Origin of the sequence: Bifidobacterium catenulatum DSM 16992 = JCM 1194 = LMG 11043 (assembly GCF_001025195.1) — a bacterium.
In the GTDB taxonomy this organism is placed as follows: domain Bacteria; phylum Actinomycetota; class Actinomycetes; order Actinomycetales; family Bifidobacteriaceae; genus Bifidobacterium; species Bifidobacterium catenulatum.
Genome location: NZ_AP012325.1, coordinates 107,170 through 130,668 on the forward strand (window position 1 = coordinate 107,170; position 23,499 = coordinate 130,668).

At 56.6% G+C, this 23,499-nt stretch carries 18 protein-coding genes; 11 read left to right on the top strand and 7 right to left on the bottom strand.

Annotation, left to right across the window (positions count from 1 at the left end; translation table 11 throughout):
* Positions 1-83 precede the first annotated feature (83 nt).
* The 3 genes from BBCT_RS00385 to thiS all read right to left on the bottom strand — a co-directional run bounded on the left by BBCT_RS00385 (position 84) and on the right by thiS (position 2,117).
* A complete protein-coding gene (locus tag BBCT_RS00385) occupies positions 84-998 on the bottom strand; it encodes a thiazole synthase (RefSeq protein ID WP_003833695.1) in 915 nt (304 codons plus the stop codon).
* Positions 999-1,081: 83 nt separating this feature from the next.
* Positions 1,082-1,795: a sulfur carrier protein ThiS adenylyltransferase ThiF gene (gene thiF / locus BBCT_RS00390; protein WP_003833698.1), complete on the bottom strand. Its 714-nt coding sequence runs from the start codon at positions 1,793-1,795 to the stop codon at positions 1,082-1,084.
* A gap of 127 nt (positions 1,796-1,922) precedes the next feature.
* The gene (gene thiS / locus BBCT_RS00395; RefSeq protein ID WP_003833700.1) at positions 1,923-2,117 is read right to left on the bottom strand and encodes a sulfur carrier protein ThiS; all 195 of its coding nucleotides are present in this window, start codon (positions 2,115-2,117) and stop codon (positions 1,923-1,925) included.
* Positions 2,118-2,519: 402 nt separating this feature from the next.
* Between thiS and BBCT_RS00400 the strand changes: the two genes are divergently transcribed.
* The 4 genes from BBCT_RS00400 to BBCT_RS00415 all read left to right on the top strand — a co-directional run bounded on the left by BBCT_RS00400 (position 2,520) and on the right by BBCT_RS00415 (position 8,014).
* Positions 2,520-3,593, top strand: a complete 1,074-nt coding sequence (locus tag BBCT_RS00400) for an aldo/keto reductase (protein WP_172620091.1) — start codon at positions 2,520-2,522, stop codon at positions 3,591-3,593.
* A gap of 211 nt (positions 3,594-3,804) precedes the next feature.
* Entirely contained in the window at positions 3,805-4,296 is a 492-nt protein-coding gene (locus BBCT_RS00405) for a MarR family winged helix-turn-helix transcriptional regulator (RefSeq protein WP_033512754.1), read from the top strand.
* 107 nt (positions 4,297-4,403) lie between these two features.
* Entirely contained in the window at positions 4,404-6,155 is a 1,752-nt protein-coding gene (locus BBCT_RS00410) for an ABC transporter ATP-binding protein (protein ID WP_003833708.1), read from the top strand.
* Between the two features lie 14 nt (positions 6,156-6,169).
* Positions 6,170-8,014, top strand: coding sequence for an ABC transporter ATP-binding protein (locus tag BBCT_RS00415; protein WP_033512756.1), 1,845 nt, complete (start codon positions 6,170-6,172; stop codon positions 8,012-8,014).
* A 60-nt stretch (positions 8,015-8,074) separates the two neighbouring features.
* Here the strand turns inward: BBCT_RS00415 and BBCT_RS00420 are convergent, their stop codons facing one another.
* Positions 8,075-9,136: an FAD:protein FMN transferase gene (locus tag BBCT_RS00420; RefSeq protein WP_003833711.1), complete on the bottom strand. Its 1,062-nt coding sequence runs from the start codon at positions 9,134-9,136 to the stop codon at positions 8,075-8,077.
* Between the two features lie 408 nt (positions 9,137-9,544).
* Between BBCT_RS00420 and BBCT_RS00425 the strand changes: the two genes are divergently transcribed.
* The 7 genes from BBCT_RS00425 to BBCT_RS00455 all read left to right on the top strand — a co-directional run bounded on the left by BBCT_RS00425 (position 9,545) and on the right by BBCT_RS00455 (position 17,676).
* Complete coding sequence (locus BBCT_RS00425) at positions 9,545-11,239, top strand: FTR1 family iron permease (RefSeq protein ID WP_003833712.1); 1,695 nt, start codon at positions 9,545-9,547, stop codon at positions 11,237-11,239.
* An 89-nt stretch (positions 11,240-11,328) separates the two neighbouring features.
* On the top strand, positions 11,329-11,991 hold the full coding sequence (locus BBCT_RS00430) for an iron transporter (RefSeq protein ID WP_003833714.1): 663 nt from the start codon (positions 11,329-11,331) through the stop codon (positions 11,989-11,991).
* A gap of 345 nt (positions 11,992-12,336) precedes the next feature.
* The gene (locus BBCT_RS00435) at positions 12,337-13,608 is read left to right on the top strand and encodes a DUF2318 domain-containing protein (RefSeq protein WP_003833716.1); all 1,272 of its coding nucleotides are present in this window, start codon (positions 12,337-12,339) and stop codon (positions 13,606-13,608) included.
* A 16-nt stretch (positions 13,609-13,624) separates the two neighbouring features.
* On the top strand, positions 13,625-14,989 hold the full coding sequence (locus tag BBCT_RS00440) for an ABC transporter permease (protein WP_003833717.1): 1,365 nt from the start codon (positions 13,625-13,627) through the stop codon (positions 14,987-14,989).
* Between the two features lie 28 nt (positions 14,990-15,017).
* Positions 15,018-16,238, top strand: a complete 1,221-nt coding sequence (locus BBCT_RS00445) for an ABC transporter permease (protein ID WP_003833718.1) — start codon at positions 15,018-15,020, stop codon at positions 16,236-16,238.
* A 2-nt stretch (positions 16,239-16,240) separates the two neighbouring features.
* Positions 16,241-17,062 carry an ABC transporter ATP-binding protein gene (locus BBCT_RS00450; protein WP_003833719.1) on the top strand — a complete coding sequence of 274 codons (822 nt, stop codon included), beginning with the start codon at positions 16,241-16,243 and terminating at the stop codon, positions 17,060-17,062.
* Between the two features lie 56 nt (positions 17,063-17,118).
* The gene (locus tag BBCT_RS00455; protein WP_003833720.1) at positions 17,119-17,676 is read left to right on the top strand and encodes an FMN-binding protein; all 558 of its coding nucleotides are present in this window, start codon (positions 17,119-17,121) and stop codon (positions 17,674-17,676) included.
* A gap of 138 nt (positions 17,677-17,814) precedes the next feature.
* Here the strand turns inward: BBCT_RS00455 and BBCT_RS00460 are convergent, their stop codons facing one another.
* The 3 genes from BBCT_RS00460 to BBCT_RS00470 are packed head-to-tail and all read right to left on the bottom strand — an operon-like array spanning position 17,815 to position 23,401.
* Positions 17,815-18,468: a TetR/AcrR family transcriptional regulator gene (locus tag BBCT_RS00460; protein ID WP_003833723.1), complete on the bottom strand. Its 654-nt coding sequence runs from the start codon at positions 18,466-18,468 to the stop codon at positions 17,815-17,817.
* On the bottom strand, positions 18,465-20,657 hold the full coding sequence (locus tag BBCT_RS00465; protein ID WP_003833725.1) for a YhgE/Pip domain-containing protein: 2,193 nt from the start codon (positions 20,655-20,657) through the stop codon (positions 18,465-18,467). Before BBCT_RS00465 ends, BBCT_RS00460 begins: the two co-directional genes overlap by 4 nt.
* Positions 20,654-23,401 carry a YhgE/Pip domain-containing protein gene (locus BBCT_RS00470; protein ID WP_003833727.1) on the bottom strand — a complete coding sequence of 916 codons (2,748 nt, stop codon included), beginning with the start codon at positions 23,399-23,401 and terminating at the stop codon, positions 20,654-20,656. Before BBCT_RS00470 ends, BBCT_RS00465 begins: the two co-directional genes overlap by 4 nt.
* Between the last annotated feature and the right edge of the window lie 98 nt (positions 23,402-23,499).

Sequence of the window (23,499 nt, forward strand, 5' to 3'; positions counted from 1 at the left end):
CGTGAGTGCATCACATACGTTCGGCAAACGCCCCTTTTCAGTATGGTCTTTGCGCGAATCCCCATTATGGGATTCAGCGCACTTTAGCCGATGTAGTCGGCCTCGTTCGTTGGGCTGGACGGCACGGCATGATCTTCCGTAACCTTGCCCAAGCCAGACAAATACGCTTCACGACCAGCTTCAATCGCCTTCTTGAACGCGCGTGCCATCAGCGGAATATTGCCGGCGGAAGCGATGGCCGTGTACGCCATCACCGCGTCCGCGCCCATTTCCATGGCTTCCGCAGCCTGGCTCGGACGGCCAATACCAGCGTCGATAATCACCGGAACATTGGAATTCTTGATAATCACTTCAATGAAATCGCGTGCACGCAGGCCCTTATTCGAGCCGATCATCGCGCCAAGCGGCATCACGCAAGCCGCACCTGCGTCTTCAAGACGCTTCGCCGCAATCGGATCGGGGAACATGTACGGCATGACCACGAAGCCTTCTTTTGCCAGCTGTTTCGTGGCTTTGATGGTTTCCTCATTGTCGGGCAGCAGATACTTCGCCTCATGCTCGATCTCCACCTTCACGAAATCCGTCTGGCATACTTCGCGCGCGAGACGGGCAATACGCACCGCTTCCTCGGCATTGCGTGCGCCGGACGTGTTCGGCAGCATGGTGATGCCCTTCGGAATGTAGTCGAGCAGATTGTTTTCGGTGGTACGGCAGCGACGCAACGCCATGGTGACGATTTGCGTACCCGCGTTCTCAATGGTCGCCTTGATGAGGTTCAGATCGTAGCGGCCGGAACCGAGAATGAAACGGCTCGTGAATTTGTGACCGCCGAGGATCAGCGGGTCAGCGTCGCCGGTGGCGATTTCGTCATACGCGTGCGCATCCGGTTCCGGCAGCAGTGCGGTGTTCGTGGTGGTGCCGACCAGCTCGTCGAGTGTGGCATTCGGTGCCGCTGCGAAATCTTTTTCCGCGGTGGTGATCGTGTTTTCGGTGCTCATGGTTAATCCTTACTATGCGATTAGTGTCGTGTCATTCGTTGCGATTTGCGATTGCAACTTGCGTTTGCGTTTGCGTTTCGCTGTCAGGCGTCTTCTTCGCCGAGAATCAAGCGAGTGATCATATTGGCTTCGTGGCAGGCGACCACACCCACGCGCGGTGCCATTAGACCAGCGCCCGGCACTGGAGCGGTTTCGCCGTCGCCGCAGAAGTAGAAATTCTTCGAAACGCGACGAGTATTCACCAAATTGGAACTGCGGAATCCCGCCATTCCAGAAGCACTCACCAGCTTCTTGTTCGGCAGATTCTCAAGTACGGCATTCACCAGCATCGTCTTGTTTTCCGGCACGTCGAACGCTTCGCAGATAATATCTTCATTGCCGAACAGCATCGGCACGTTCTCGTCGGTCACTTTCACGGTATCAATGGTGATATCGATAAAAGGATTGATCTGACGCAAGTTACTGCGCAATGCTTCCGTCTTGTACTGCCCAAGATCCTTCAAAAAATACTGCTGACGATTCAGATTCGTCATATCCACGCGATCAAAATCAATCAAATGCAGGTGACCGACGCCAATGCGGGTCAACGCCACCGCAATGGTGGATCCAAGGCCGCCGCAGCCGCAAATGGCCACGTGCGCCGCGTCGAGCTTGTCTTGCGTGGCCGCGGTGTGACGGTCGAGCAGGGCCGCGCGGATTTCTTCGCGGCTGACGAGCGTGGTCGGGTCGGGCTGGTTGTCGAAAGCGTGCTGGCGGGCGTCGATCTGCGCCTGCGATATGGATGATTCAAAAGTCATGGTTGTTCTCGTATTCTCGTTTTCCGTTCGTGTGTTGTTTTTGCCGGGTTGGTTGTGTTTTGTATGTTCTTGCGATTGTTACGCGTATATTGCGCCGGTTGTAATCGCAAGAAATTTTGAAAGTGGTTCAGCCGCCCTGCACGAACGTGACGATTTCCAACGTATCGGTGCCCTTGAGCTGCGTCTGCGCACGCTGGGTGCGAGGCACGATTTCGCCGTTGAGCTCGACAGCCACGCGGTCGGCGCGCAATCCCTTGCTTTCGATGAGTTCGGCCACGGTGATTGGCGTGGCGATGTTCTCTTCCTTACCGTTGATGATCATTGCGGTTCCCTTCTGCGTCTGTCATGACACATGCTTCCTGCGCTCCAAATGTCCGTTTCTGCAGAATCGGACACTCAGTGCTGGTACGAAAAAAGGGTCGCCGAAGGAGCCGTACCCTATGAGGTGGTGCGCCCCTCCGTGACCCTAATCACGCGATATTCGGTTATCGCGAACGGAAGATGAGATACGCCTTGCGGCGCGAACAACCCGTCTCCTTACGGCGGCATTACCCGCATCAAGTCCTCGGTCGAAGCTTTATGAGCTCCCTCTCAGCCTTTCGGCTCCCGTTCGGTTGTGCCTTTATCTTCGCGCACGCGCCCGACAAGCTTGCGCCGGTTCACGTTGGGTTAGTCTTGATGTGAACATGTGCGAATCGGCTGCGTGCTTGCAAGGAAGGGGAAGATGATGATGAACGGTGAGTTGGCAGGATTTACGATTCCTCGGCTCGGCATGGGAACGATGGCTTTGGCGATTGAGGGGCGTCCGGATCGCAATACTGCGATTCGTACGATTCACGCCGGTTTGGACGCGGGTGTTCGCTATTTGGATACGGCTTGGTCATATTATCTGCCGAGCGAGCCTGGCACTGGCACTGCGAAAGATTTGGGGTACGGCGAAAAGTTGGTGCGTGATGCGCTCGCTTCGTGGAATGGCCCCCGAGATGAAGTTCTGGTCGCCACGAAAACTGGCTATCGACGCACCATGGAGGTCCCCGCTTTTGTTGCTCCTGCGTCCGATTCTGGAGAATCGGACAAACAGGGTGCCGGATTTGGAGTACAGATGTCCGATTCACCAGAATCGGACACTCAGAGGCGGGATTCTGAGGGATGCAGCCGTCGGCCTGGCGAGGAACGCCAGCATTTGCAGGCGGCGGGCAGTCAATACGGGTGGATGGCGGATTCGCGCCCCGAAACCATGATTCGTGACGCCAAGGAATCCGCGCTGCACTTGGGCGTCGATACGCTCGACCTGTTGTATTCGCACGGCCCCGATCCCGCGGTTCCTTACGAAGACCAATGCGGCGCGTTGAAACAGCTGCTCGACGAAGGCGTGATCAAATATGCGGGCATCTCCCGTGTGAATAACGAGCAGATCGATCTTGCGCGCAGCATTATCGGCAACGGATTGATCGCCGTGCAGAACCAGTTCTCGCCATCGCACCCTGATCCTGAACGTACGATGGAGCACTGCAAGGAGTTGGGGCTTGCATTCGTTTGTTGGAGTCCGCTCGGAGGCTTTCTTGACGCGTTCGACCAGCGCGCGTACGACCCGTTCCGTGAAGTCGCAGGCAATCATGGCTGCTCCTACCAGCGCGTGGTCCTCGCTTGGGAACTGAGCCGTTACAGCCGCCTGTTCACCATTCCCAGCGCCCGCAATCCTCAGGAGATCAACGATTCCTTCGCCGCCACCGAATTGACGCTTACACCGGACGAACTGGCGATGCTGAACGCGTCAGTCGACGCCCGTCGCGGCTGAGTTTCAAGCAGCCCGTACGATTGGCCGCGCCCGATTCCGCACAATAATTGCGATTCGGCCCGCGGCCATTTTCGTCTCTTTCGTAATTTCCGCGGCTTTCGTACCATCTCGGCCTTCTGTGCACCGCAGAATCACCCGAAAATAACTTACGATATAAATTGTTTACACTGTAAGATATTATGACGGCGATTGCAACGTAAGGAGGTGCCGCGTGGGTTTTGAAGAGGAACTATTCCACGAATTAGCGACCAGCACATGGGATAAACGCTCGCGCATGCAGCAGGAGATGGCGAAAGGCGCGAAGGGTGAACCCTTTGCGGTGCAGGAACTGTATAGGAAGGGCCCGCTGACGCCATCGCAACTCGCCGCTTCGATGAAGACCACCACCGGACGCGTGTCCGCACTGTTGTCCGCACTGGAGAAAAAAGGCCAGATCACGCGTGAATCCGACCCTGACGATCGCCGTGTGGTACACGTGAACCTTACCAAAGCCGGCAGGGAGCGCGCCGAACGTCAGCGCGAAAGCATGCGAGAGGCGATCTGCTGGATCTTCTCGCAAATGGGGGAGCGACGCGCGCGCGAATTCGTTGAGCTTACCGAGGAATTCACCACGTACATGTCACTGTGCATGCCCGGCAAGCCGCGTCCGACCCCAGAAGAGGTCGCCAAGGCATTCTCAGAAAACACACAGGAAGTTGCATAATACTTCACACTGCAAGAAATTTACAGTGTAAACAATCGTGGTTCGAGAATCGCAAATCAGCTAATCGAATTAACCAAGCCAACAAAACGTAAGAGAAGGAACCAAGCATGCTTCGCATTGTGCGATACCTCTCCAAAGCGGAGATAGTCCAGATGCTCATTGCACTGGTCAGCATTGTCGGTCAGATCTGGTTCGATCTGACGCTACCGGATTACATGGCCGACATCACGCAGCTCGTGGAAACGCCAGGCAGTGAAATGAGTGATATCTGGATAGCGGGCGGCAAAATGCTGCTCGTCTCGCTCGGATCGGTGGCGTGCGCGGTCGTCACCGGCTTCATCGCCGCGCGCGTCGGCGCGTCGTTCAGCCAACGTCTGCGCTCGCTCGAATTCAAGAAGGTGGAAAACTTCGGACCGGCGGAAATGAACCGTTTCTCCACCGCATCGCTCATCACCCGCTCCACGAACGACATCACGCAGATCCAGATGTTCGTGACCATGGGTCTGATGATGCTGGTCAAAGCGCCGATCATGGCCGTGTGGGCCGTATGTAAAATCGCGAACAAAGGCCTTGAATGGACGTTCGCCACTGGCATCGCAGTAGCCGTGCTGCTGGCGGTGATCGGCGTGATCATGAGCTTCGTCATGCCGAAGTTCAAGGCCATGCAGCGCCTGACCGACAATATCAACCTCGTGGCGCGCGAGAACCTCACCGGCCTGCGCGTGGTGCGCGCATACAACGCCGAGGAGTATCAGGAAGACAAGTTCACCGAAGCCAACAAGGAACTTACCGAGACCCAGCTGTTCACCAACCGCTCCATGGCCATCATGATGCCGTTGATGAACACCGTCATGAACGGTCTGATGCTGGCCGTCTACTGGATCGGCGCCTACCTCATCGACGCCGCCGAAGCGCTCGACAAGCTCACCACCTTCTCCAACATGGTGGTGTTCTCCAGCTACTCCATCCAGGTGATCATGAGCTTCCTGCTGCTGAGCATGGTGTTCGTGCTCTGGCCACGTGCCGACGTGTCCGCGCAGCGCGTGCTCGAAGTCATCGACACCGATCCGATGGTCGCCGACGGTGTGAAGACCGCCGGCAAGCCTGGCATGGAAGGCGAAATCGAATTCCGCAACGTGAGCTTCGCCTACCCCGATTCGCGTCAAGCTATGTTGGAAGGCGTCAATTTCACAGCCAAGAAGGGCGAAACGGTCGCATTCATCGGCTCGACCGGCTCCGGAAAATCGTCTCTCATCAACCTCGTGCCGCGCTTTTATGACGCGACGCAAGGCGAGGTTCTCGTCGACGGCGTTGACGTGCGCGACTACACGCTCAAGGCGTTGCGCGACAAGATCGGCTACGTGCCGCAGCAGTCGTTCCTGTTCAAAGGCACGATTGCCAGCAATGTCGCGTACGGAGATACGGAACGCAACGACGCCGACGTGAAGACGGCATGCGATGTCGCGCAGGCCACGGAATTCATCGACAAGAAGGACAAGAAATACGATTCCGGCATTGCACAGGGTGGTTCCAACGTGTCGGGCGGGCAGAAACAGCGCCTGTCGATCGCACGCGCCGTTTACCGTCATCCGGAAATCCTGATTTTCGACGACTCCTTCTCTGCGCTTGATTTCAAGACCGATCGCGCCGTACGCGACGCGCTCGAACGGGAAGCGAAGAATTCCACGAAACTCATCGTCGCGCAGCGCATCGGCACCATTATGAACGCCGACCGCATCATCGTGCTCGACGATGGCAAAGTCGTTGGCCAAGGTACGCACCACGAACTGCTCGACAACTGCGAAGTATACCGGCAGATCGCCGAATCGCAGTTGAGCGAAGACGAGTTGAATCGCTGAAGGGGAGGACCAACATGGCAAGAGGACCAATGGGACGCTCTCGCGGACCTGTGGAAAAGCCGAAGGATTTCGGCGGTGTGATGAGCAAACTGGCGAAATTCTGCCGTCACTACATTCCTGTGATGATTTTCGCCCTGATTCTGGGTGCAGCCGGCACGATCTGCCAGATTGTCGGACCGGACAAGCTCAAAGACATGACCAACGAGATCACGAAGGGACTGCCGGCCATGGTGCATGGCAGGCCGGTCATGAACTCGATTGATATGGATGCTGTTTCACGCATCGCATGGCTGCTTGTCGCGCTGTATGTTGGGTACGCGCTGCTGAGCTACCTGCAGAGCTGGTTGATGGCCAACGTTACGCAGCGCACCGCGCAGGAGCTGCGTGAGGCGATCAGCAAGAAGATTAATCGCCTGCCGCTCAAATATTTCGACAAGATCAGCTACGGCGATGTGCTCAGCCGCATCACCAACGATGTGGACGCGATCGGCCAGACGCTCGGCCAGTCGGTCGGCTCGTTGATCACTTCAATCACGCTGTTCGTCGGCGCGCTCATCATGATGTTCTACAACAACGTGATTATGACGCTGTGCGCCATCGGTTCCGCGTTGCTTGGCCTGGTGGTCATGGGCGTGATCATGGTCGCCTCGCAGAAGTACTTCACCCGACAGCAGATCGCGTTGGGAGATGTGAACGGGCACGTTGAGGAAATGTACACCGGCCACACCGTGGTCAAGGCGTACTGCGGCGAAGAGGACTCCATCGAACAGTTCGAGAAATACAACGATGATCTGTACGTCTCCGGCTGGAAGAGCCAGTTCCTCTCCGGCCTGATGATGCCGCTCATGAACTTCATCGGCAACTTCGGTTACGTGGTCGTGTGCGTGGTCGGCGCGGTGCTGGCCATGGACGGCAAGATCGAATTCGGCGTGATCGTGGCGTTCATGATGTACATTCGCCTGTTCACGCAACCGCTTTCCCAGTTCGCGCAGGCGTTCCAGAACCTGCAGCGCTGCGCTGCCGCTTCCGAACGCGTCTTCGGTTTCCTGGAAGAGCCGGAGCTGGCCGACGAATCCGGCAAGAAAGCACTGCTGGGTGTCGGTGTGGATGGCAAGCCGCAGCCGGTGCGTGGCGATGTGGAATTCAGTCACGTCCGGTTCGGCTACGAACCGGACAAGACGATCATTCACGACTTCTCTGCGTCGGTGAAGGCCGGCCAGAAGGTGGCCATCGTCGGTCCGACCGGCGCCGGCAAGACCACGATGGTCAATCTGCTGATGCGGTTCTACGAGATTTCCGGCGGCACGATTTCGATCGACGGCGTCGATACCAAGTCGGTTCCGCGCTGGAATGTGCACGACCAGTTCTCGATGGTGTTGCAGGACACGTGGGTGTTCCATGGAACGGTGCGTGAAAACATCGCATACTCGAAGCCGGGCGTCACTGACGAGCAGATTGTAGCCGCCTGCAAAGCCGTCGGCCTGCACCGCTACATCATGTCTCTGCCGAATGGATACGACACTGTGCTCGACGACAAGGCGTCGCTTTCGCAAGGTCAGAAGCAGCTGCTGACAATCGCCCGCGCCATGGTTGAGGACGCGCCGATTCTGATTCTCGACGAGGCCACGTCCTCCGTGGATACCCGTACCGAGGAGTTGATTCAGAAGGCCATGGACGCACTGACGGTGGGACGCACGAGCTTCGTGATCGCGCACCGACTGTCCACCATCCGCGACGCCGACATGATTTTGGTGATGAACGGCGGCGACATTGTGGAACGCGGCACCCACGAGGAACTGCTCGCTAGAAACGGCTTCTACGCCGACATCTATAACAGCCAGTTCACGCTGATCGACTGAGCGGTTGAGTGGCTGGCTTAAGTGGGGTGCTTTGGTTGGCTTGCTTGAGCCGACTGATGATCAGAAGAAGCGGCCGGGAAAACTGGCGCTGATGGTGGCGTGACGGTCGGTGTCCAACGTGGCGCAATCGAAGGCAAAAGTGTTGCTCAGCTCGTTCGGATCGGCAATGAACAGCGCCGTAGCCAACCCGTCTGCCACCGCAGTCGGATAGTCGGCGACCGACGTGGATTGCACAGTAATCCATGTGGCTTCCATCTGCTGCGCGGGCAGGCCGTCGACGGCGTTGAGCAGATGATGAATAGCCAGATGTGTCCGTTCGTCAACCGCCACCTCCCAATGGCGGCGACTGGGCGCGCTCGCACAGAGCGCGCCATCGCAAATCTCTGCCACACCTACCGCACGGGACGAATCGTCCGGATCCTCAAGCGCCACACGAATCGGGCTGGACGTGTGTACTAGCAGGTCGCCTCCAGCATCAATCACAAATTCCGGGAAGGTGTTCTCTCGATTGAAATCTGTTGCCCCAGCAGTGTGCGCCGAATCCTTCCGCATGGCGTGCTGTGGGTGCGGTTCATGAGGCACACATGACGGTTCCAAACCACCCAACAAACCACCCAACAAATCAACCAGATAGCCTTTGCCGCACGCGCCGAAATCCAAATGAACCGAGCCATGCGTGACCAACGTCGTACCGTCTGAACGTACTACGTCATGTCCCCATACAGGGCGTCCGCGCAAAGCGCCCAAGCGCTCGACGGCGTCGGCTTCGACGGTGAAGCTCAGCGTGGGATCGTAACCGAGACGAATCAGATCCTCACCCACGCACGGGTCGATCGCGCCGCGTGTGACGTCGTGTAGTGCGTCGTACAAATCAAACAGTGGGCCGGCCCAATTGGGAAAATCGAAATGCCCGCCATGCTCCGCGTTTCCGATGCGCGTAACCAGCGAATCGGCGCGGAATCGCGAAAGCACATGCTCGTATCCGTCGATGAGTTGTTCCATTTTGGCACGCAGGTCCGTGGAAACCGGGCGGGCGGTCGAAACCAGCAAACCGGTGCCGAGCGCCTTGGGAAACGCGGTGGTGTAGGGCATGCGCTGCACGAGCGAAACGGAAGCATCCATAATCCTGATGCTAGCGCGTTCGTTCGTTGAGAGTGAGGCCTTATGTGCCCGTTTCGTCGATGCTGGTGCTTGGCTGCGGAACGTCCGGCGCGTCGAATTCAACAAGCATGCTGCGAGTGTGCCACTATGTGAGATGACACGCCGAAGATGGTAAAAACAGGAATGGCGGAATTCCACCGATTCTCCATACTCGATACATCAGAACAAATTAAAAATCAAGACTGTTCTTTAAAAAACTTTCGTTTTATCTTGGCTTTCGGTGCGCACATCGCACACTGAAAAGTTTTGAGAAGGAAGGTTTGGAACATGTCATCTCGCGTTGCGCAGCGCTACGCAACCGGTTCCTATGATCCGTGCGATCCACGAGTCTCGGCTTCCGGCCGTCTCGTCACGCTCGTCGCCGCGCTGATGATTGCGCTCGCCACGCTTTTCGCGACTACCGCGGTTCCGCAGTCGGCAATCGCCGCCGATGACGGTCAAACGAATTTTGATTCCTGGACTGCCGCTGCGAAGAATATCGAAGACCAGCTTGCAACCGCCGAAAAAGACTATAATGACGGCAATTACGGTCAGGCTGGCACCGATTTTCAGACCGCGCATTGGATCGGTTACGACGCATCCAACTTCTCGAAAGTCGTCAACGACACCATCAGCGCCGACAAGCAGAAGGAACTGCTACAGCAATTCACTGATCTTGAAGGGCTTGCCTATCAGCAGGACCAAGGCGACGCCATCGCAACCAAAATCGACGCGCTGACCGCCGAAATCAACGCAACCGCGCAAACGCTCGATGCGAACGCAGACCTCGCCAATCCTAAGGAATACGCGAAGCAGCGTGCCGCGCAAACCGCGGAAGAGCGCAAGAAGCTCGACGCGGCCAAGAAGAATTCGTCCAAAGGCAAAGGCGACCGTACGTGGAGTGAGGTTGCCAACGAAATGACCGTTATTCTCGACCAAGCATACGAGGCTGCCGCTGCTGGCAAGGGGGACGAAGGCGCCACGCTGGTCAACAACGCCTACTACCAGTACTACGAGAAGCTCGGCTTCGAAAAGAACGTGATGAACGCGATTTCCGGCGACCGTGTTTCGCAGGTCGAATACCAGTTCAAGATGACTCGTAAGACCATGCGCGACGGCGGTTCCGACAAGGAAATCAAGCAGCTCGTCGACGATTTGAAGAGCTGGCTCGTGAAAGACGCGGCCGTCCTCGACAGTGGTGCGTCCGGCAATGTCAACGGCTTCACCAAGCTCGTTACCAGTTCCGCCGGTCAGGCGTTCCTCATTCTGATCCGTGAAGGCCTCGAAGCGCTGCTGGTGGTGGCCGCAGTAATCGCCTACCTGGTGAAGTCCGGCAACAAGCGTTTCGCCAGGTGGATCTACCTTGGTGTGGTCGCAGGTCTGGCCGGCTCCGGTTTGGTTGCCGTGCTCTTCACGTTCCTGTTCGGCGGTTCCGGCCCGATTCAGGAGATTTCCGAAGGCGTGTGTGCGCTTATCGCCACCCTCATGCTGCTGTGGACCAGCAACTGGATGCTCAACAAGAGCTCCGTGGAAGCGTGGAACAACTACATCAGGAACAAGACCGAAGCTGTTGTTGCCGGCGCGCAAAGCAAGGTCGAATCCGGTCAGGGCCTGGGCTTGGGCATGGTCACCTCGCTTGCCATGTTGAGCTTCCTTGCCGTGTTCCGTGAGGGTGCCGAAACGGTGATCTTCTACGAGTCCATCTACTCCATGAGCCAGGATGCGCACGGCATGTGGGTTGGCGGTCTGACCGCAGCCGCGGTGCTGATTGTCATCTTCCTGATTCTGCGATTCACTTCGGTGAAGATTCCGATCGGCCCGTTCTTCCTCGTAACTTCGATTTTGATGGCTGCATTGGTTGTCATTTTCGCGGGTGGCGGCATCCATGCGCTCATCGAGGGTGATCTTATTGAAGGTACCTACTTGAGCATTGTGCCAACTAACGATTGGATCGGCTTGTATCCGTACGTCGAAACGATTGCGGCACAGGTGATTGCTGCGATCGCGGTGGTTGCGCTGTTCGTAGTCGGCTTCATCAAGAAACACAGGATGAAGTTGGCCGCACAAGCGGAACAGGCTAAGTAAGCGCCAATCAATAATCACAAGTAAATATTTAGAGATTTCCATAAGTTCCCAACGTTCCTCGAGGAACCAAAGAAAAGGAAGAGAACACAATGAAGAATAAGAAGATCGCCGCCCTGCTCGGCGTCCTGCTGGCCGGCTCCATGGCTTTCTCCCTGTCCGCATGCGGCAACTCCAACGATTCCGCATCCGACGCCAAGTCCGACACCTCCACTTCGAACGCCACCGACAGCTCCAGCGATTCCAGCGCTGACGACAGCTCCAATGCCGGCTTCGAAGAGATCCAGGTCGACGAGAAGCACTCCGATCAGGATGTTGACGCTCTGACCGTCAACGCCGTGTACTTCCAGCCGATCGATATGGAACCGTCCGGCATGGGCCTGAAGGCTGCCGACGCTTCCTTCCACTTGGAAGCCGACATTCACGCCAACGAGAAGGGCACTAAGCTCGGCTACGGCAAGGGCGACTTCGTGCCGGATCTGACCGTGAACTACGAGATCATCAACAACGCGAACAACGAGACCGTTGATTCTGGTACCTTCATGCAGATGAACGCTTCCGATGGCCCGCACTACGGCGCCAACATCAAGCTCGACGAAGCTGGCTCCTACAAGCTCGTGCTGAAGATCGAATCCCCGGAGAAGAAGGGTTGGATGCTCCACGTTGATCCGGAAACCGGCGTTGAGGGCCGCTTCTGGACCGAGCCGCTCGAGGTCACTTTCCCGGAGTGGAACTACACCCCGCAGGAGTGGTGATCTGGAACGTGAATTCCGGCACATGCCAAGCGAAACGGTTTGGATGTAAGCCTGAATTCATGTTGGGATTCAACTCGTGATCAACGCCGTTCCCGTATCGCGAAACGTATGCAAGTAGCGCGAATATGGGTACGGCGTTCGCGGTTGCTTGGATAGTCGTTCGACGTACTTAAGGCCGTCTGGCCGAGTCTACGGGCGAACAACCATCCAGGCAACCGCTCTCTTGCGTTTTAGGGGATGCGCTTTTGGGAGATAACGCGCTTTTTTGGGAATCTTGGTAAGGGGGTTCCTTTTGCGCGCTGAATTCACTAGGCTTTGACAGGGATATACGACGAAAGGTGTGAGATGCTGACGCAGTACGTCACGGTGTTGCAGGGAACGCTGGCACCGGCTTTGCTGATTATGGCGCTGAACGTGATGCTCACGGTCGGTGAGGGTCGTGACAAGCCGTTGAGCGCGTACTGGCGTCTTGCGGGCTTCATTATCGGATTCGCGGGTGCCATTGTGTTCGCCGCGTTGCGTGCGACCGCGGTGATCAATCAGCGTACGTTCGTCAATTACCCCACGTTGTGGTGTTGTGTGATTTTCGATGTCGCAGTGTTCGTTGTTGTGCTGTTCGCGCGTCGCATCACTACGAATTGGCATGATCATCGCGCGTTGCTTGATATTGCGAATGCGATTGGCGCTTTTGCGATTGCCGCCACCACCTTCCGTGCGTTGCCTGATGTAGTTTTGCGTTTGACGATTTTCGTGGAGCCGGGAGATCCGATCTTCACTTCGGATATGCTGCTTCGTGCGCTTGGTTTCGTATTGGGTGCGGTCACTGCGATTGTTGCGGCGTTGATTTTCCGTACGATGCGTTCCACTGCGATTCGTTGGTCGTTCACTACGGCCGTGCTGCTGCTGATTGCGCTGCTGTTTGTTTCGCATTTCACTGATCTTGCGCAGATTCTGCAGTCCAAGCGCATCGTTCATTTCCCTACGGAAGCGTTCCTGGCGTTGGTATGGTGCATTAATCATCAGCGTCATATGGTCATTGCCATGGTGTTGGTGTTCATTATTCCGGTGGCCGCCAGCATTGTGATGGGCTTCAAAATCAAGCCGGAAGGCGCCAATGAGGCCATTGTGCGATCGCATATCGCGTTCCGTCGTCGTGCGAAGGCGGCCGGCGCATGGAGCCTTGTTGCGATGATTGGCATCACGTTCGCGCTCACATATGGTGTGGCGCAAACGAAGAGGGTTATTACGCTGTCTCCGCCTGAGGATTATTCGCTGAGCGACGGCGTGGCCACCATCAAATTCAGCCAAATCAACGACGGTCATCTGCATCGCTTCCAATACAAGGCGAAAGACGGCACAGTGATGCGTTTCATCATCATCAAGAAGAATGGTGGAGCGTACGGTGTTGGTCTTGATGCTTGTGATAACTGCGGTGACGCGGGCTATTACGAGAAGGATGGCAAGATCATCTGCAAGAAGTGCGATGTCGCCATCAACCTCGCCACTATCGGGTTCAAGGGCGGCTGCAATCCTGTGCCGTTCGATTATCAGGTTGAATCCGGCAAAATCGTAATTCAAACTTCAACGCTCGACGCATTGTCGACGCATTTCCAGTGAGCGGAAAGAGGTAGTCATGTTCTTTCTTCGAATGATTTTCCGCTCGTTCAGCAGGCAGTTCAAACGCAGGCTGCTGATCGCGGTCACCGTATGCTTGTCGGCCACGGTCAGCGTGGCCATGTTGGGCGTGGTGTTCGACGTTGGAGACAAGCTGAACGCCGAACTGTCGACGTACGGTTCCAACATCATCGTGCAGCCCAAAGCTGATGCCGTCGTCAACGACCTGTACAACACGGGTGGTGACGCTGACAGCAGCGCTTCCGGCACTTCCGAATCCGATCCGACCACATTTTTGAAGGAATCGGATGTATCGAAGATCAAAACCATCTTCTGGGCGTTCAATATCACGAATTTTGCCCCCGAACTTAATATCCATGCTGACGTGAATTGCGCGTCCGAATCGGCGGCATCGGCGGATTCCAGCTCCTGTAAGGCTTCCGGAGTGCCGATTGTAGGCACATGGTTCGCGAAGACCCTGCACATGGATTCCGGCGAATCCACGGTGGCGGGTATGAACGGCATGCGTTCGTGGTGGAAGCTTGACGGCTCTTGGCCGAAAGATGATAGCGCGCAAGGTCTGATCGGCACCACGCTCGCATCCAAGCTCGGCGTGGCCAAGGGAGACACCGTAACCCTCTACAAAACCACCGCCGACGGCAGCCGCAACAAGCAGCAGATCACTATCACCGGCATTTACGATTCTGGCGATAGCGACAACAACGCGATGTACATTCCGTCATTCACCGCGCAGGTGCTTGCGAATCTGCCTGATTCCATTGACAAGATCGAAGTCAAAGCGCTGACCACGCCAGACAATGATTTGGCGCGAAAGGCGTCGAAGAATCCGAACGCGCTCACACAAGACGAGTGGGAAACATGGTATTGCACCGCATACCCTTCGTCCATCGCCTACCAGATCGAAGAGGTTATTCCCGGTTCCGTAGCCAAGCAGGTGCGTCAGGTGGCCGCATTGCAGGGCGATGTGCTGCAGAAAACGCAGGCGGTGATGGTGCTGATGACCGTGCTTTCGTTGGTTGCGGCCGCTATTGCAGTGGCGAATCTGATGGCCGCCTCGATTGGTGAGCGCGGTTCCGAATTGGCGTTGCTGAAGGCGATTGGTGCCACCGATGGTGCGGTTTCCCGCCTGATGCTCGCTGAGACGGCTGTGATTTCGTTGGTTGGCGCGATTGTTGGTGCGCTGTTGGGTTCTTGTGTTGCGCAGATTGTGGGACACGTGGTATTCGGTTCCGGCATTACGATGCGTCCGATGGTGTTTGTGCTGGTGTTTGTGCTGCTGACGCTTACCGTGCTGATCGCCTCGTTCTCGTCGATCCGTTCGATTCTGGGACTCAAACCCGCGGAGGTGTTGCATGGTAGGTGAGTTCAAGACAGTCCGTAAGGGGCATGAGATGACTAATCGCAAGATGTTCTTCACCATGCTGTGGGGCGCGGTGTTCCGCCGTCGTTCGCGAGCCGTTATGGCGGTGATCGCCTCCATGGTGGGCGCTGCCACGCTGTTCTGCCTTGCTGCAACGTGTATTGCCGTTCCACAGCAGATGAACGAGGAAATGCGCGCGTATGGCGCGAATCTTATCGTCACACCATCCGAATCAACCGAAAAGTCCAACGGCATCGACACCGATACCACCAAAGCGTTGAACCAGATGGTGAAAGGCTCATACAGCGCCCGTTCCGCCGCCTACCGGTATGAAAGCGTGCGCATAAACTCGGCGCCATACACGCTGGCCGGCATCACGACCAAAGATGTGAAAGCGCTCAACCATCATTGGAATGTGACTGGCGATTGGCCCAGCGAAGGCAATGTGATGCTCGGCCGTGACGTGGCCGACGCGCTCGGCGTCTCCATCGGTTCGACCGTGACCATCGGCTACCGCACATCCGACGATGCGCAGAATTCCAGCGCTCTTGGCCAAACCGAAGCGCAAGCCATGGAAAACGGCCGCGTTTCGTCCGACATTATGGAGAACACCGGCACCGAATTCCGTGTCGGAGGCATCGTCGATACGGGCGGCAGCGAAGACGAAATCGTCTACGCAGTCAATGCTGACGTGGCCAAACTGGCCGGTTCCAAACGCGGTGCGGACGTGATCGAATATTCCGTCAATGCGGTAGGTAGCGAACTCAACGACGTCGTCAAATCAATCAATGCGAATCCGTCAACCAGCGTGAAAGCGCAGACCGTCACCAAAATCACCTCATCCGACACCCGCATCATCGCCATGCTGCAAACCCTGTTCTGGATCGTGTCGCTGATCGTGCTCGTGCTGACGCTGGTCGGCGTGGGCACCACCATCAGTTCCATCGTGTCTCAGCGACGCAACGAAATCGGCTTGCGCAAAGCGTTGGGCGCATCGTCGCAGGCCATCGGCATCGAATTCTATGTGGAATCCGCCATCTACGGACTGATTGGCGGCCTGATCGGCACTATCATCGGCTACCTGCTGGCCCGCGTGCTGTGCGTGTCCGTATTCGAGCGTGCCATTGGCTTCAACTGGCTGTTGGGCGTCGCTTCGCTGCTGTTGAGCGTGCTCATCGCCGTCATCGCATCCATTCCGCCGGTTCGCCGCGCAACCCGTATCGACCCCGCCATCGTTTTGAGGGAGGAATAATCATGAGTTCCGAGAATACGTTGAATACGTTGCTTGAATTGGATCATATTTCCAAGATTTACGGCGATTTGCGTGCCGTCGACGATTTGACTTTGACCGTTCCGCAAGGTGAATGGCTTGCGATTGTCGGTTCGTCGGGTTCCGGTAAAACCACGCTGATGAACATGATTGGCTGCATGGACACGCCTTCAAAGGGTTCCGTCATGCTGGAAGGCCGCAAGTTGGAGGATTTGAACGCCAAGCAGCTTGCCGACGTGCGTAAGAACATGATCGGATTGGTGTTCCAGAAGTTCTATCTGGTACCGCATCTGACGGCTGTGGAAAACGTGATGGTGGCACAGTACTACCATTCCGTAGTCAACGAGCAGCAGGCGTTGGAAGCGTTGGAACGCGTCGGTTTGAAGGAGCGTGCCCACCATCTGCCCGGCCAGCTTTCCGGTGGCGAACAGCAGCGCGTGTGCATCGCACGTGCGCTCATCAACTGCCCGAAATTGATTCTTGCGGACGAACCGACCGGCAATTTGGATGAGAAGAACGAGAAAATCGTGCTTGACCTGTTCCGTCAGCTGCACGAGCAGGGCACTACCATCATCGTCGTGACCCATGATGCGCTCGTCGCATCTTGTGCCCAGCGCGAGATTATGCTCAACCATGGCGTGCTCGTCGGCGAGAAGTGGAATGATGAGGCCGCACGGAAGGCCTACGAGCAGGCGGGTGGCAAGCCGGCATACACCGGTTCCACTACGGAAGGCGCACAGAATGGCGAGACGGCCATCAGCTTCGCCGATCCGACCAAAGCCGCGAAAACCGGTGGCGAAGAATAAGCTGAAATCAGCCGAATAATCCAAGCCATAGCACTGACGAATCGTACGGAGCGAACATGAGCAACGAATCATCGAATGCGATCAAAGTAATCGCACTGTCTGCGGCAAGCCTTGCATTGCTGTCGGCATGCGGCGAACCCACGGCGACGCCAATGGACGATGAATATGCCGGAAATTCCGGCGAAAGCGTGCAATCGCAGGAAGAAAATTCAAAGAACAGCGGTAGTGCCACCGACTCCGACGATTCTGCGGATACGGACGTCAAAAACCATGCCGACGATCCGAACAGCACTACATCCGATAAGCAAGACACCGGCAACTACGCCGACGGCACCTACTCGATCAACGGCCAGTACGGGCCGGTGAGCGAAGACACTATCGACGTGCATGTGACGGTCAAAGATCAGACCGTCACCAATGTGGAGGTTATCGGGCATCCGTTCACGTCCATCTCCAAAAAGCACCAGAATGCGTTCGCCGAAGCCATCAACGGCGTGGTGGACGGTGAGCCGCTCAAAGACCTCAAGGTAGACAAGGTGGCCGGTGCCAGCTGGACGTCGGAAGCGTTCAACAAGGCGTTGGATGTGGCCCGTCAGGAAGCGTCAATCCAGTAGGGCCAGTAGCGGCGAAAAGCCCCGCAAACGTACAATGAGCGCCTCGGCTACAGCCTCACCCAAAGAGTGATCAAAGGCCGTAGCGGGGGCGCTCACTAAGTTTCAGATTACTATGGCAGCTCTGCTCTGTGATGCCTTTCAGACGGCCATAACGGGCCACAGAACGGCCGCCATGTTCTCAGGCCAAGGAATGCTCGCATCGCCATGCAACGCCTTACAGGCGAGCATAGAGCCGAGTATTGTGCTGAACAGGAATTGCGGATCCAATCCATTACGGAACACTCCGGCCTTCACGCCGCGTTCAACAAACTCAGAAAAACGCTTTTCCGCAGGAACAAGCACTTGATTGGCAATCGCATTCAACGAAGTGTTATCAGACGAAAGCACCACACCAACGGCCTTCAAACCAAAATCGCTGTCGAAAAAACAACCTTGAATGCGTTGCAACATCGTCAGCAAACCGTTTTTCGACAACTCGACATCGCTGAAATCCGGTAATCCCGCAACTTCCAGCTGCACACGGCGCAACAGATCATCAGCATTCTTATAGCGGCGATAAATCGTGGTTTTCGCAACGCCAGAACGACGAGCGACCTCTTCGATGGTTACCGCGCCGACGCCATCGGAAATCACAATCGCAAGCGTGGCCTTCATAATCTTATGATCGGTCTGCTCACGAAGCTGCTCGCGGCGGCTCTGCGCCTTGCGAACAGCCTCATGCACGTCACTGACCGCGTCGGAAACCACATCGGAAACGGCTTCGGAAACCGCCTCATGCACTCCGGTAATCATGAGATCACCTTGGTGCTTTCCACCTTCGCCACATACCACTTGTTGAACTTGACCAGAGGAATACGCAGCACCAAGCCAATCAGCAGCAGCGGAATCAGGAACAACAGCAGTGAGCCGAGCGCATGCCAGTAATCGTTGTTGTAAATACCGGCAATGGCCGCACGCAACGCCACAATCGAATGCGTGGCCGGCAGGAACGGGCTGATATCGCTGATGATCTTCGGTAGCACGGCCAGCGGATATGCGCCATTCGAGCCGGAAATCTGCGCCACTAGCACCAGCACGCCAATAGCCTTGCCTATATTGCCGAAACTCGCCACCATCGTGTACATGAAGAACGAGAACACCAAGGAGCTCGTCCAGCCAACTAGCATGAACAGCCATGGATGCACCGCCTGCACATGCAGAAACAGGAGATTGCCGCCCAGCGAGAACGTGCTCTGCAGCAGCGCGATCACACCGAACACGCCATAATGGCCGAGGAACAGCTGATGCGGCTTCGGATTGTCAAGACCCTCACGGTTCTTGCGTGAAACGCCGGGTTTCAGCGTTACGGCCATAAGCAGCGAACCTACGAATAGCGGAAGAATCGTGTAGAACGGCGCCAACTGCGAGCCGAAATTCTTAACAGGGAACACAGCTGTGCGCTTCACCTGGACGGGGGCCGCAAGAGCCGCCGCCAGTGAATCGGTGTTATTGCCGAGCACTTCCTTGACGGTGTCCATATTGCCGCTGTTCAGTGCGTCGGAAAGCGTGCCATTGAACGAAGACAGCGCGGTGCCCGCCTTGGTGAGGCTTTCGGCGGTGGAATCAAGCACCGTGCGAATATTGGTCAGCTGCTTGTCTGCCGACTTCGTGGTGCTGTTGAGATCTCCCAACGTGCCCTTCAGATCGGCGGCCGTGCTGCTCAATGCGGTGACCGTGTTGCTGATCGAATCGGAAATATCGTTGAGCTGCGGCTTGAGCTGGCTGTCGAAATCGGTTTTGATGCCGTCGATGGAGGCCTTCGCCTGCTGGGCGAGCTGGTTCACGCGCTCGCGGTCGGCTGTGGTGTCGCTCACTTTCGTGTCGATATTGTCGGCGCTGGTGTTGAGTGAGTTCGCTAGATCGTTGAGTTGCGTAATGGTCGCGCCCACGTTGGTTTTGAGATGATCGATGGCGATTTTCGCGACTTCCGGCATCAGATTGTTGTTGCTGAGCTCGTCGAGGGCGTCGTAGATGTTCTGGTAGCTTTGCGCCTGCTTGGTTACGTTTGCGGCCTGATTGCGCAGGGCAGTGGCCGTATTGCCGGCTTGGGTGCCCGCATTGTTGAATACGCTGTCAATATCGGTGGAGACCGCGCCGAAGCTGTTCGCCGAGCTGTTCAACGCGGTGCTGAGAGCGTTCGTGCTGGTTTTGACGGCTCCGGTCAGATCGTTGATGCTGTTTTTCGACTGTTTGAGCTCGTTGCCGGCGTTCTTCGCGCTGTCGCTCACGTTGGAAAGCAGGCTGTTGGAACTGTCGAGCAGGTTCTGTGCGCTCAATGTCAGTGAGCTGAACGTGGTCAACGCGGATGACGTGTCGGTGAGCGTGTTCGCGAAATTGCCCATGTTGTTGCTGAAGTTGGTGAGCGTGGCTTGCGATTCCGGTTTGTCAAGCTCGTCGGCCAGCTGCGAGGTGATGCTGAGCGCGGTGCTCGTCAACGTTTCGGAGAACATTTCGTTGATCTGCGCTGCCACGGTGTCGGCTCCTTGGCCGGTGATCTTTGGGGCGAGTGCGTTCTTCTTCTCGTTGTTGTAATAGGTGAGCGTGGCATGGTCGCCGTCTGCGGTGAAGAACGTCATCATGCGGGTGCTGAAATCCTTCGGAATCACCACTGCCGCATAGTATTTGCCGGATTTGGTGCCGTCGATGGCCTCTTTTTTGGTGGTGAAGGTCCAGTCCATCTGGTCGTTGGCGCGCAAGGTGTTGACTACTTGGTCGCCGATGCTGATCTTTACTGGAATGAGGTCGGACTTGTAGCCTTCATCGTCGTTGGCGACAGCGAATTTCAGATTGCCGGTATTGGCGAACGGATTCCAGCTTGCGCTGATGTTGAACCAAGAGAACAGACCCGGAATCACCACCAGTCCGGTAACGATGATGATGGAGACGATGTTGCTGGTCAGGCGTCGAACGTCGCCGACGAACAGTTTCCAGATGTTTTTCATGCGTTGCTCCTTTCGCTGTTACCGTTGGGATTGGCGTTGCTCGCTGTGCCGGTGTTGCCGGCCGCGTTCATGGCCTGTACCAGTGTTGCGACGCCGTCGGCGTCGGCTTGGTTGGTGCCTGCGACGTTGGCGATCGCCTGTTTGGTTTCATGTTTTCTTCGTCGTGCCTTGCGCATCAACTTGTCTCGCCTGTTTTGTTGCGCGCGCTTCTTGCGGCGCAGTCTCGCAGCTTGACGTTCCACCAGCTGTTCGCGAATCGCTTCGTCGCTGAGGCTGCCGAGTTCCACCTGGCGTTGCAGGCTGAAACGCATGTATTCGATGACCATCAGGAATCCGATGATGAGCAGCACCCAAATGATCCAGGTGGCAAGCACCACGCTCTTCTCGCCGTTGGTGAAGGAGAAGATCAGCACCAGAATCACTGGCACAATGAAACCGGCGATGAGCGCGCCACGCTTGAGCTTCGGATACAGTTCGGCGAAACGGCTTGCGCGTTCCTCGATCGCCTCACGGTAGCCGCCCTTGTCGGCAAGCACCTGAATGGCTTGGGACACGTTGTATCCGCGTTCCGGAAGCTGCACTTCCTCGCCGATGATCATGTCGCTTTCCTTGATTTGACGGGCGAACAGGCGGTTGAGATTGACCAGCAGCGGGCGAATCGCAAGTCCAATGAAGAATGCGGCCACGGCGAACAGCAGCAGCGTGCCAATCGACTTGAGCCAATGCCCATCGTAGAAGCCGGCAATCGTCTCTCGGAACGCGTCAATCGAATAACTGAATGGCACGAACGGGTAGACCATGCGGAAGAATTTCGGCATCATCTCAATCGGATACAGGCCGGAAGCGCCCGGAATCTGCACGATAACCAACGCGACACACAATCCCTTGCCGATATGCATGAACGTGGTCGATAGTGCGAATGTGATGCTCAGATATACCAGCGATGTGATGGCGCCGGTAAGTATAAACAGCGGTGCGTTCACGGTCTGCACGCCAAGCAGCAGGTCGCCGATGGTGGTGATCGTGCCTTGGGCCGCGCCCATGATGCCGAGCAGCATGTATCGGGCGAAATATTTTTCGGAAGCGGTCAGGTCGAGGCCTTCGAGGCCTTCATCGTCGACTTCCACCTTGAAGATCACCACGAAGGCGAACGCGCCCACCCACAGGGCCAGATTGGTCATGAGCGGAGCCATACCGGAACCGTAGGAGTTTATCGGGTACACGTTCTTCGTGTCGATCACGGTGGGGGACTGCATGAACGAGGCGATTTTCTCCGTGTCGAGGGAACTGCCGCCGGTCAGGTTTTTCAGCATGTCGACGCTGCCGAGTGCCTTCAGGTCGGTGCTGACGGTGATGAGCTTGTTCTCCACATGTTCAAGCTGCTTGTCGGTGTTCTGCAGGGTGGTGCGGGTGTCGTTCGTTACCTGGTCGAGCTGGTCGAGCACGGCGGAGGTTTGGGTGACGATGGTGTTTTGGCTGGTCACGGTACCAGACAGCGTGCCAGCGGTCATGGCGAGCGAGCTCAGGCCTGAGTTGAGCTGGGGGAGCGCGCCGGAATTCAACGTGTTGCGGGCATCTCCCATGCTTTTCAGTGAATTTTGCGTGCTGGTGTTGAAGTCGGTGGCGAGTTTGGACACGCTGTCGGACGTGGATTGCGTGTTCTCGCTCAACGTTTTGAGGTCGTTGAGCGTGCCAGCGGCCGTGTTGTTGGTGTCTTCAAGCTTCTTGATGATGTCTTGGTACTGCGTGTTGTCGCTGACGTTCTTGAGCTTCTCGATGAGCTGGGCGTTACGGTCGGTCACGCTTTGCATGCTGCTGACGGCCTGCTGTGCGGCTCCGCTCGCGGAAGAGACGGCTGTGGTCACCTTGTTGATGCTGGTGGTGGTGTCGCTGGTGGCCTGCGAAATCAGGCCGGAACCGTTTTCCAAAGCAGTGTTGGCGTTGGAAGTGAAGGTATTGAGACCGTTCTGTGCGGTGCCGATGGCGGTGGCGGTGTTCGCCAGGCCCTTGCCGGCGCTTGCTGCGGCCAGTTGCACGTCGTTCATTGCCTGACGTGCGGATTGCGTTTGTTGCGGCACGTTGGCGAGCTGTGCGTCAAGATCTTCGATGGTGGAGCGGATGAGGTTTACGTTCTTCTGGGTTTTGTCGAGTTCTGCTGTGGTTTCGTTGACGAAGGAGTTGGTTTTGCCGTTGATGGTGCCGTTCGCGGAGTTCACGGCTTTAGTGAGTACTTCGCTGACAGTGGAGACGAAGGTGTTGTTGACGGTACGGTCGACGGTGGTCGCGCCTTGATCGGTGATTTTCGGGGAGATTGGGCTCGATTTTTCGTTGACATAGTATTCCAGCGTCGGACGGTTCTTGCTGTCGGTCACGACGTTGGCGAGATCCTCGCTGAAACTGGAGGGGATGATGATCGCCGCATAGCAGTCGCCGGACTGTATCGCTTCCATCGCTTCGGCCTTGCCCATGAATTCCCAGCCAAGCTGGTCGTTGTCTTTCAGCGTGTCTTCGATCTGGTCGCCGAGGTTCATTTTGCCGAGCAGGGCGTTGTCGGTGCCTTTATCGACGTTGGCCACGGCAACTTTGATGCCTTGGGTGTTGCCGTACGGATTCCAGAATCCGTAGATGTTGAACCATGCGTACAGCGGCGGAATGATGATTATGCCGATCATGATGACCCAGGCGGCGGGTACGGTGACGAGTCGTTTGAGGTCACGACGCAGAATCTGCAGTACGTTGCGCATTGTCTCCCCAGTCCAATGGATGTTCGACCGTGTTCGCGCGTAGCGATACGTTATCCGTAGCGCTACGCCTCCCGTATCGTAATACCCGTTCTCGGACA

Bases quoted from the DNA above. Each gene is read 5' to 3' on its own strand.
- BBCT_RS00385 (WP_003833695.1), bottom strand. From the start codon at position 998: ATGAGCACCGAAAACACGATCACCACCGCGGAAAAAGATTTCGCAGCG.
- thiF (WP_003833698.1), bottom strand. From the start codon at position 1,795: ATGACTTTTGAATCATCCATATCGCAGGCGCAGATCGACGCCCGCCAG.
- thiS (WP_003833700.1), bottom strand. From the start codon at position 2,117: ATGATCATCAACGGTAAGGAAGAGAACATCGCCACGCCAATCACCGTG.
- BBCT_RS00400 (WP_172620091.1), top strand. From the start codon at position 2,520: ATGATGATGAACGGTGAGTTGGCAGGATTTACGATTCCTCGGCTCGGC.
- BBCT_RS00410 (WP_003833708.1), top strand. From the start codon at position 4,404: ATGCTTCGCATTGTGCGATACCTCTCCAAAGCGGAGATAGTCCAGATG.
- BBCT_RS00415 (WP_033512756.1), top strand. From the start codon at position 6,170: ATGGCAAGAGGACCAATGGGACGCTCTCGCGGACCTGTGGAAAAGCCG.
- BBCT_RS00420 (WP_003833711.1), bottom strand. From the start codon at position 9,136: ATGGATGCTTCCGTTTCGCTCGTGCAGCGCATGCCCTACACCACCGCG.
- BBCT_RS00425 (WP_003833712.1), top strand. From the start codon at position 9,545: ATGATTGCGCTCGCCACGCTTTTCGCGACTACCGCGGTTCCGCAGTCG.
- BBCT_RS00430 (WP_003833714.1), top strand. From the start codon at position 11,329: ATGAAGAATAAGAAGATCGCCGCCCTGCTCGGCGTCCTGCTGGCCGGC.
- BBCT_RS00435 (WP_003833716.1), top strand. From the start codon at position 12,337: ATGCTGACGCAGTACGTCACGGTGTTGCAGGGAACGCTGGCACCGGCT.
- BBCT_RS00440 (WP_003833717.1), top strand. From the start codon at position 13,625: ATGTTCTTTCTTCGAATGATTTTCCGCTCGTTCAGCAGGCAGTTCAAA.
- BBCT_RS00445 (WP_003833718.1), top strand. From the start codon at position 15,018: ATGACTAATCGCAAGATGTTCTTCACCATGCTGTGGGGCGCGGTGTTC.
- BBCT_RS00450 (WP_003833719.1), top strand. From the start codon at position 16,241: ATGAGTTCCGAGAATACGTTGAATACGTTGCTTGAATTGGATCATATT.
- BBCT_RS00455 (WP_003833720.1), top strand. From the start codon at position 17,119: ATGAGCAACGAATCATCGAATGCGATCAAAGTAATCGCACTGTCTGCG.
- BBCT_RS00460 (WP_003833723.1), bottom strand. From the start codon at position 18,468: ATGATTACCGGAGTGCATGAGGCGGTTTCCGAAGCCGTTTCCGATGTG.
- BBCT_RS00465 (WP_003833725.1), bottom strand. From the start codon at position 20,657: ATGAAAAACATCTGGAAACTGTTCGTCGGCGACGTTCGACGCCTGACC.
- BBCT_RS00470 (WP_003833727.1), bottom strand. From the start codon at position 23,401: ATGCGCAACGTACTGCAGATTCTGCGTCGTGACCTCAAACGACTCGTC.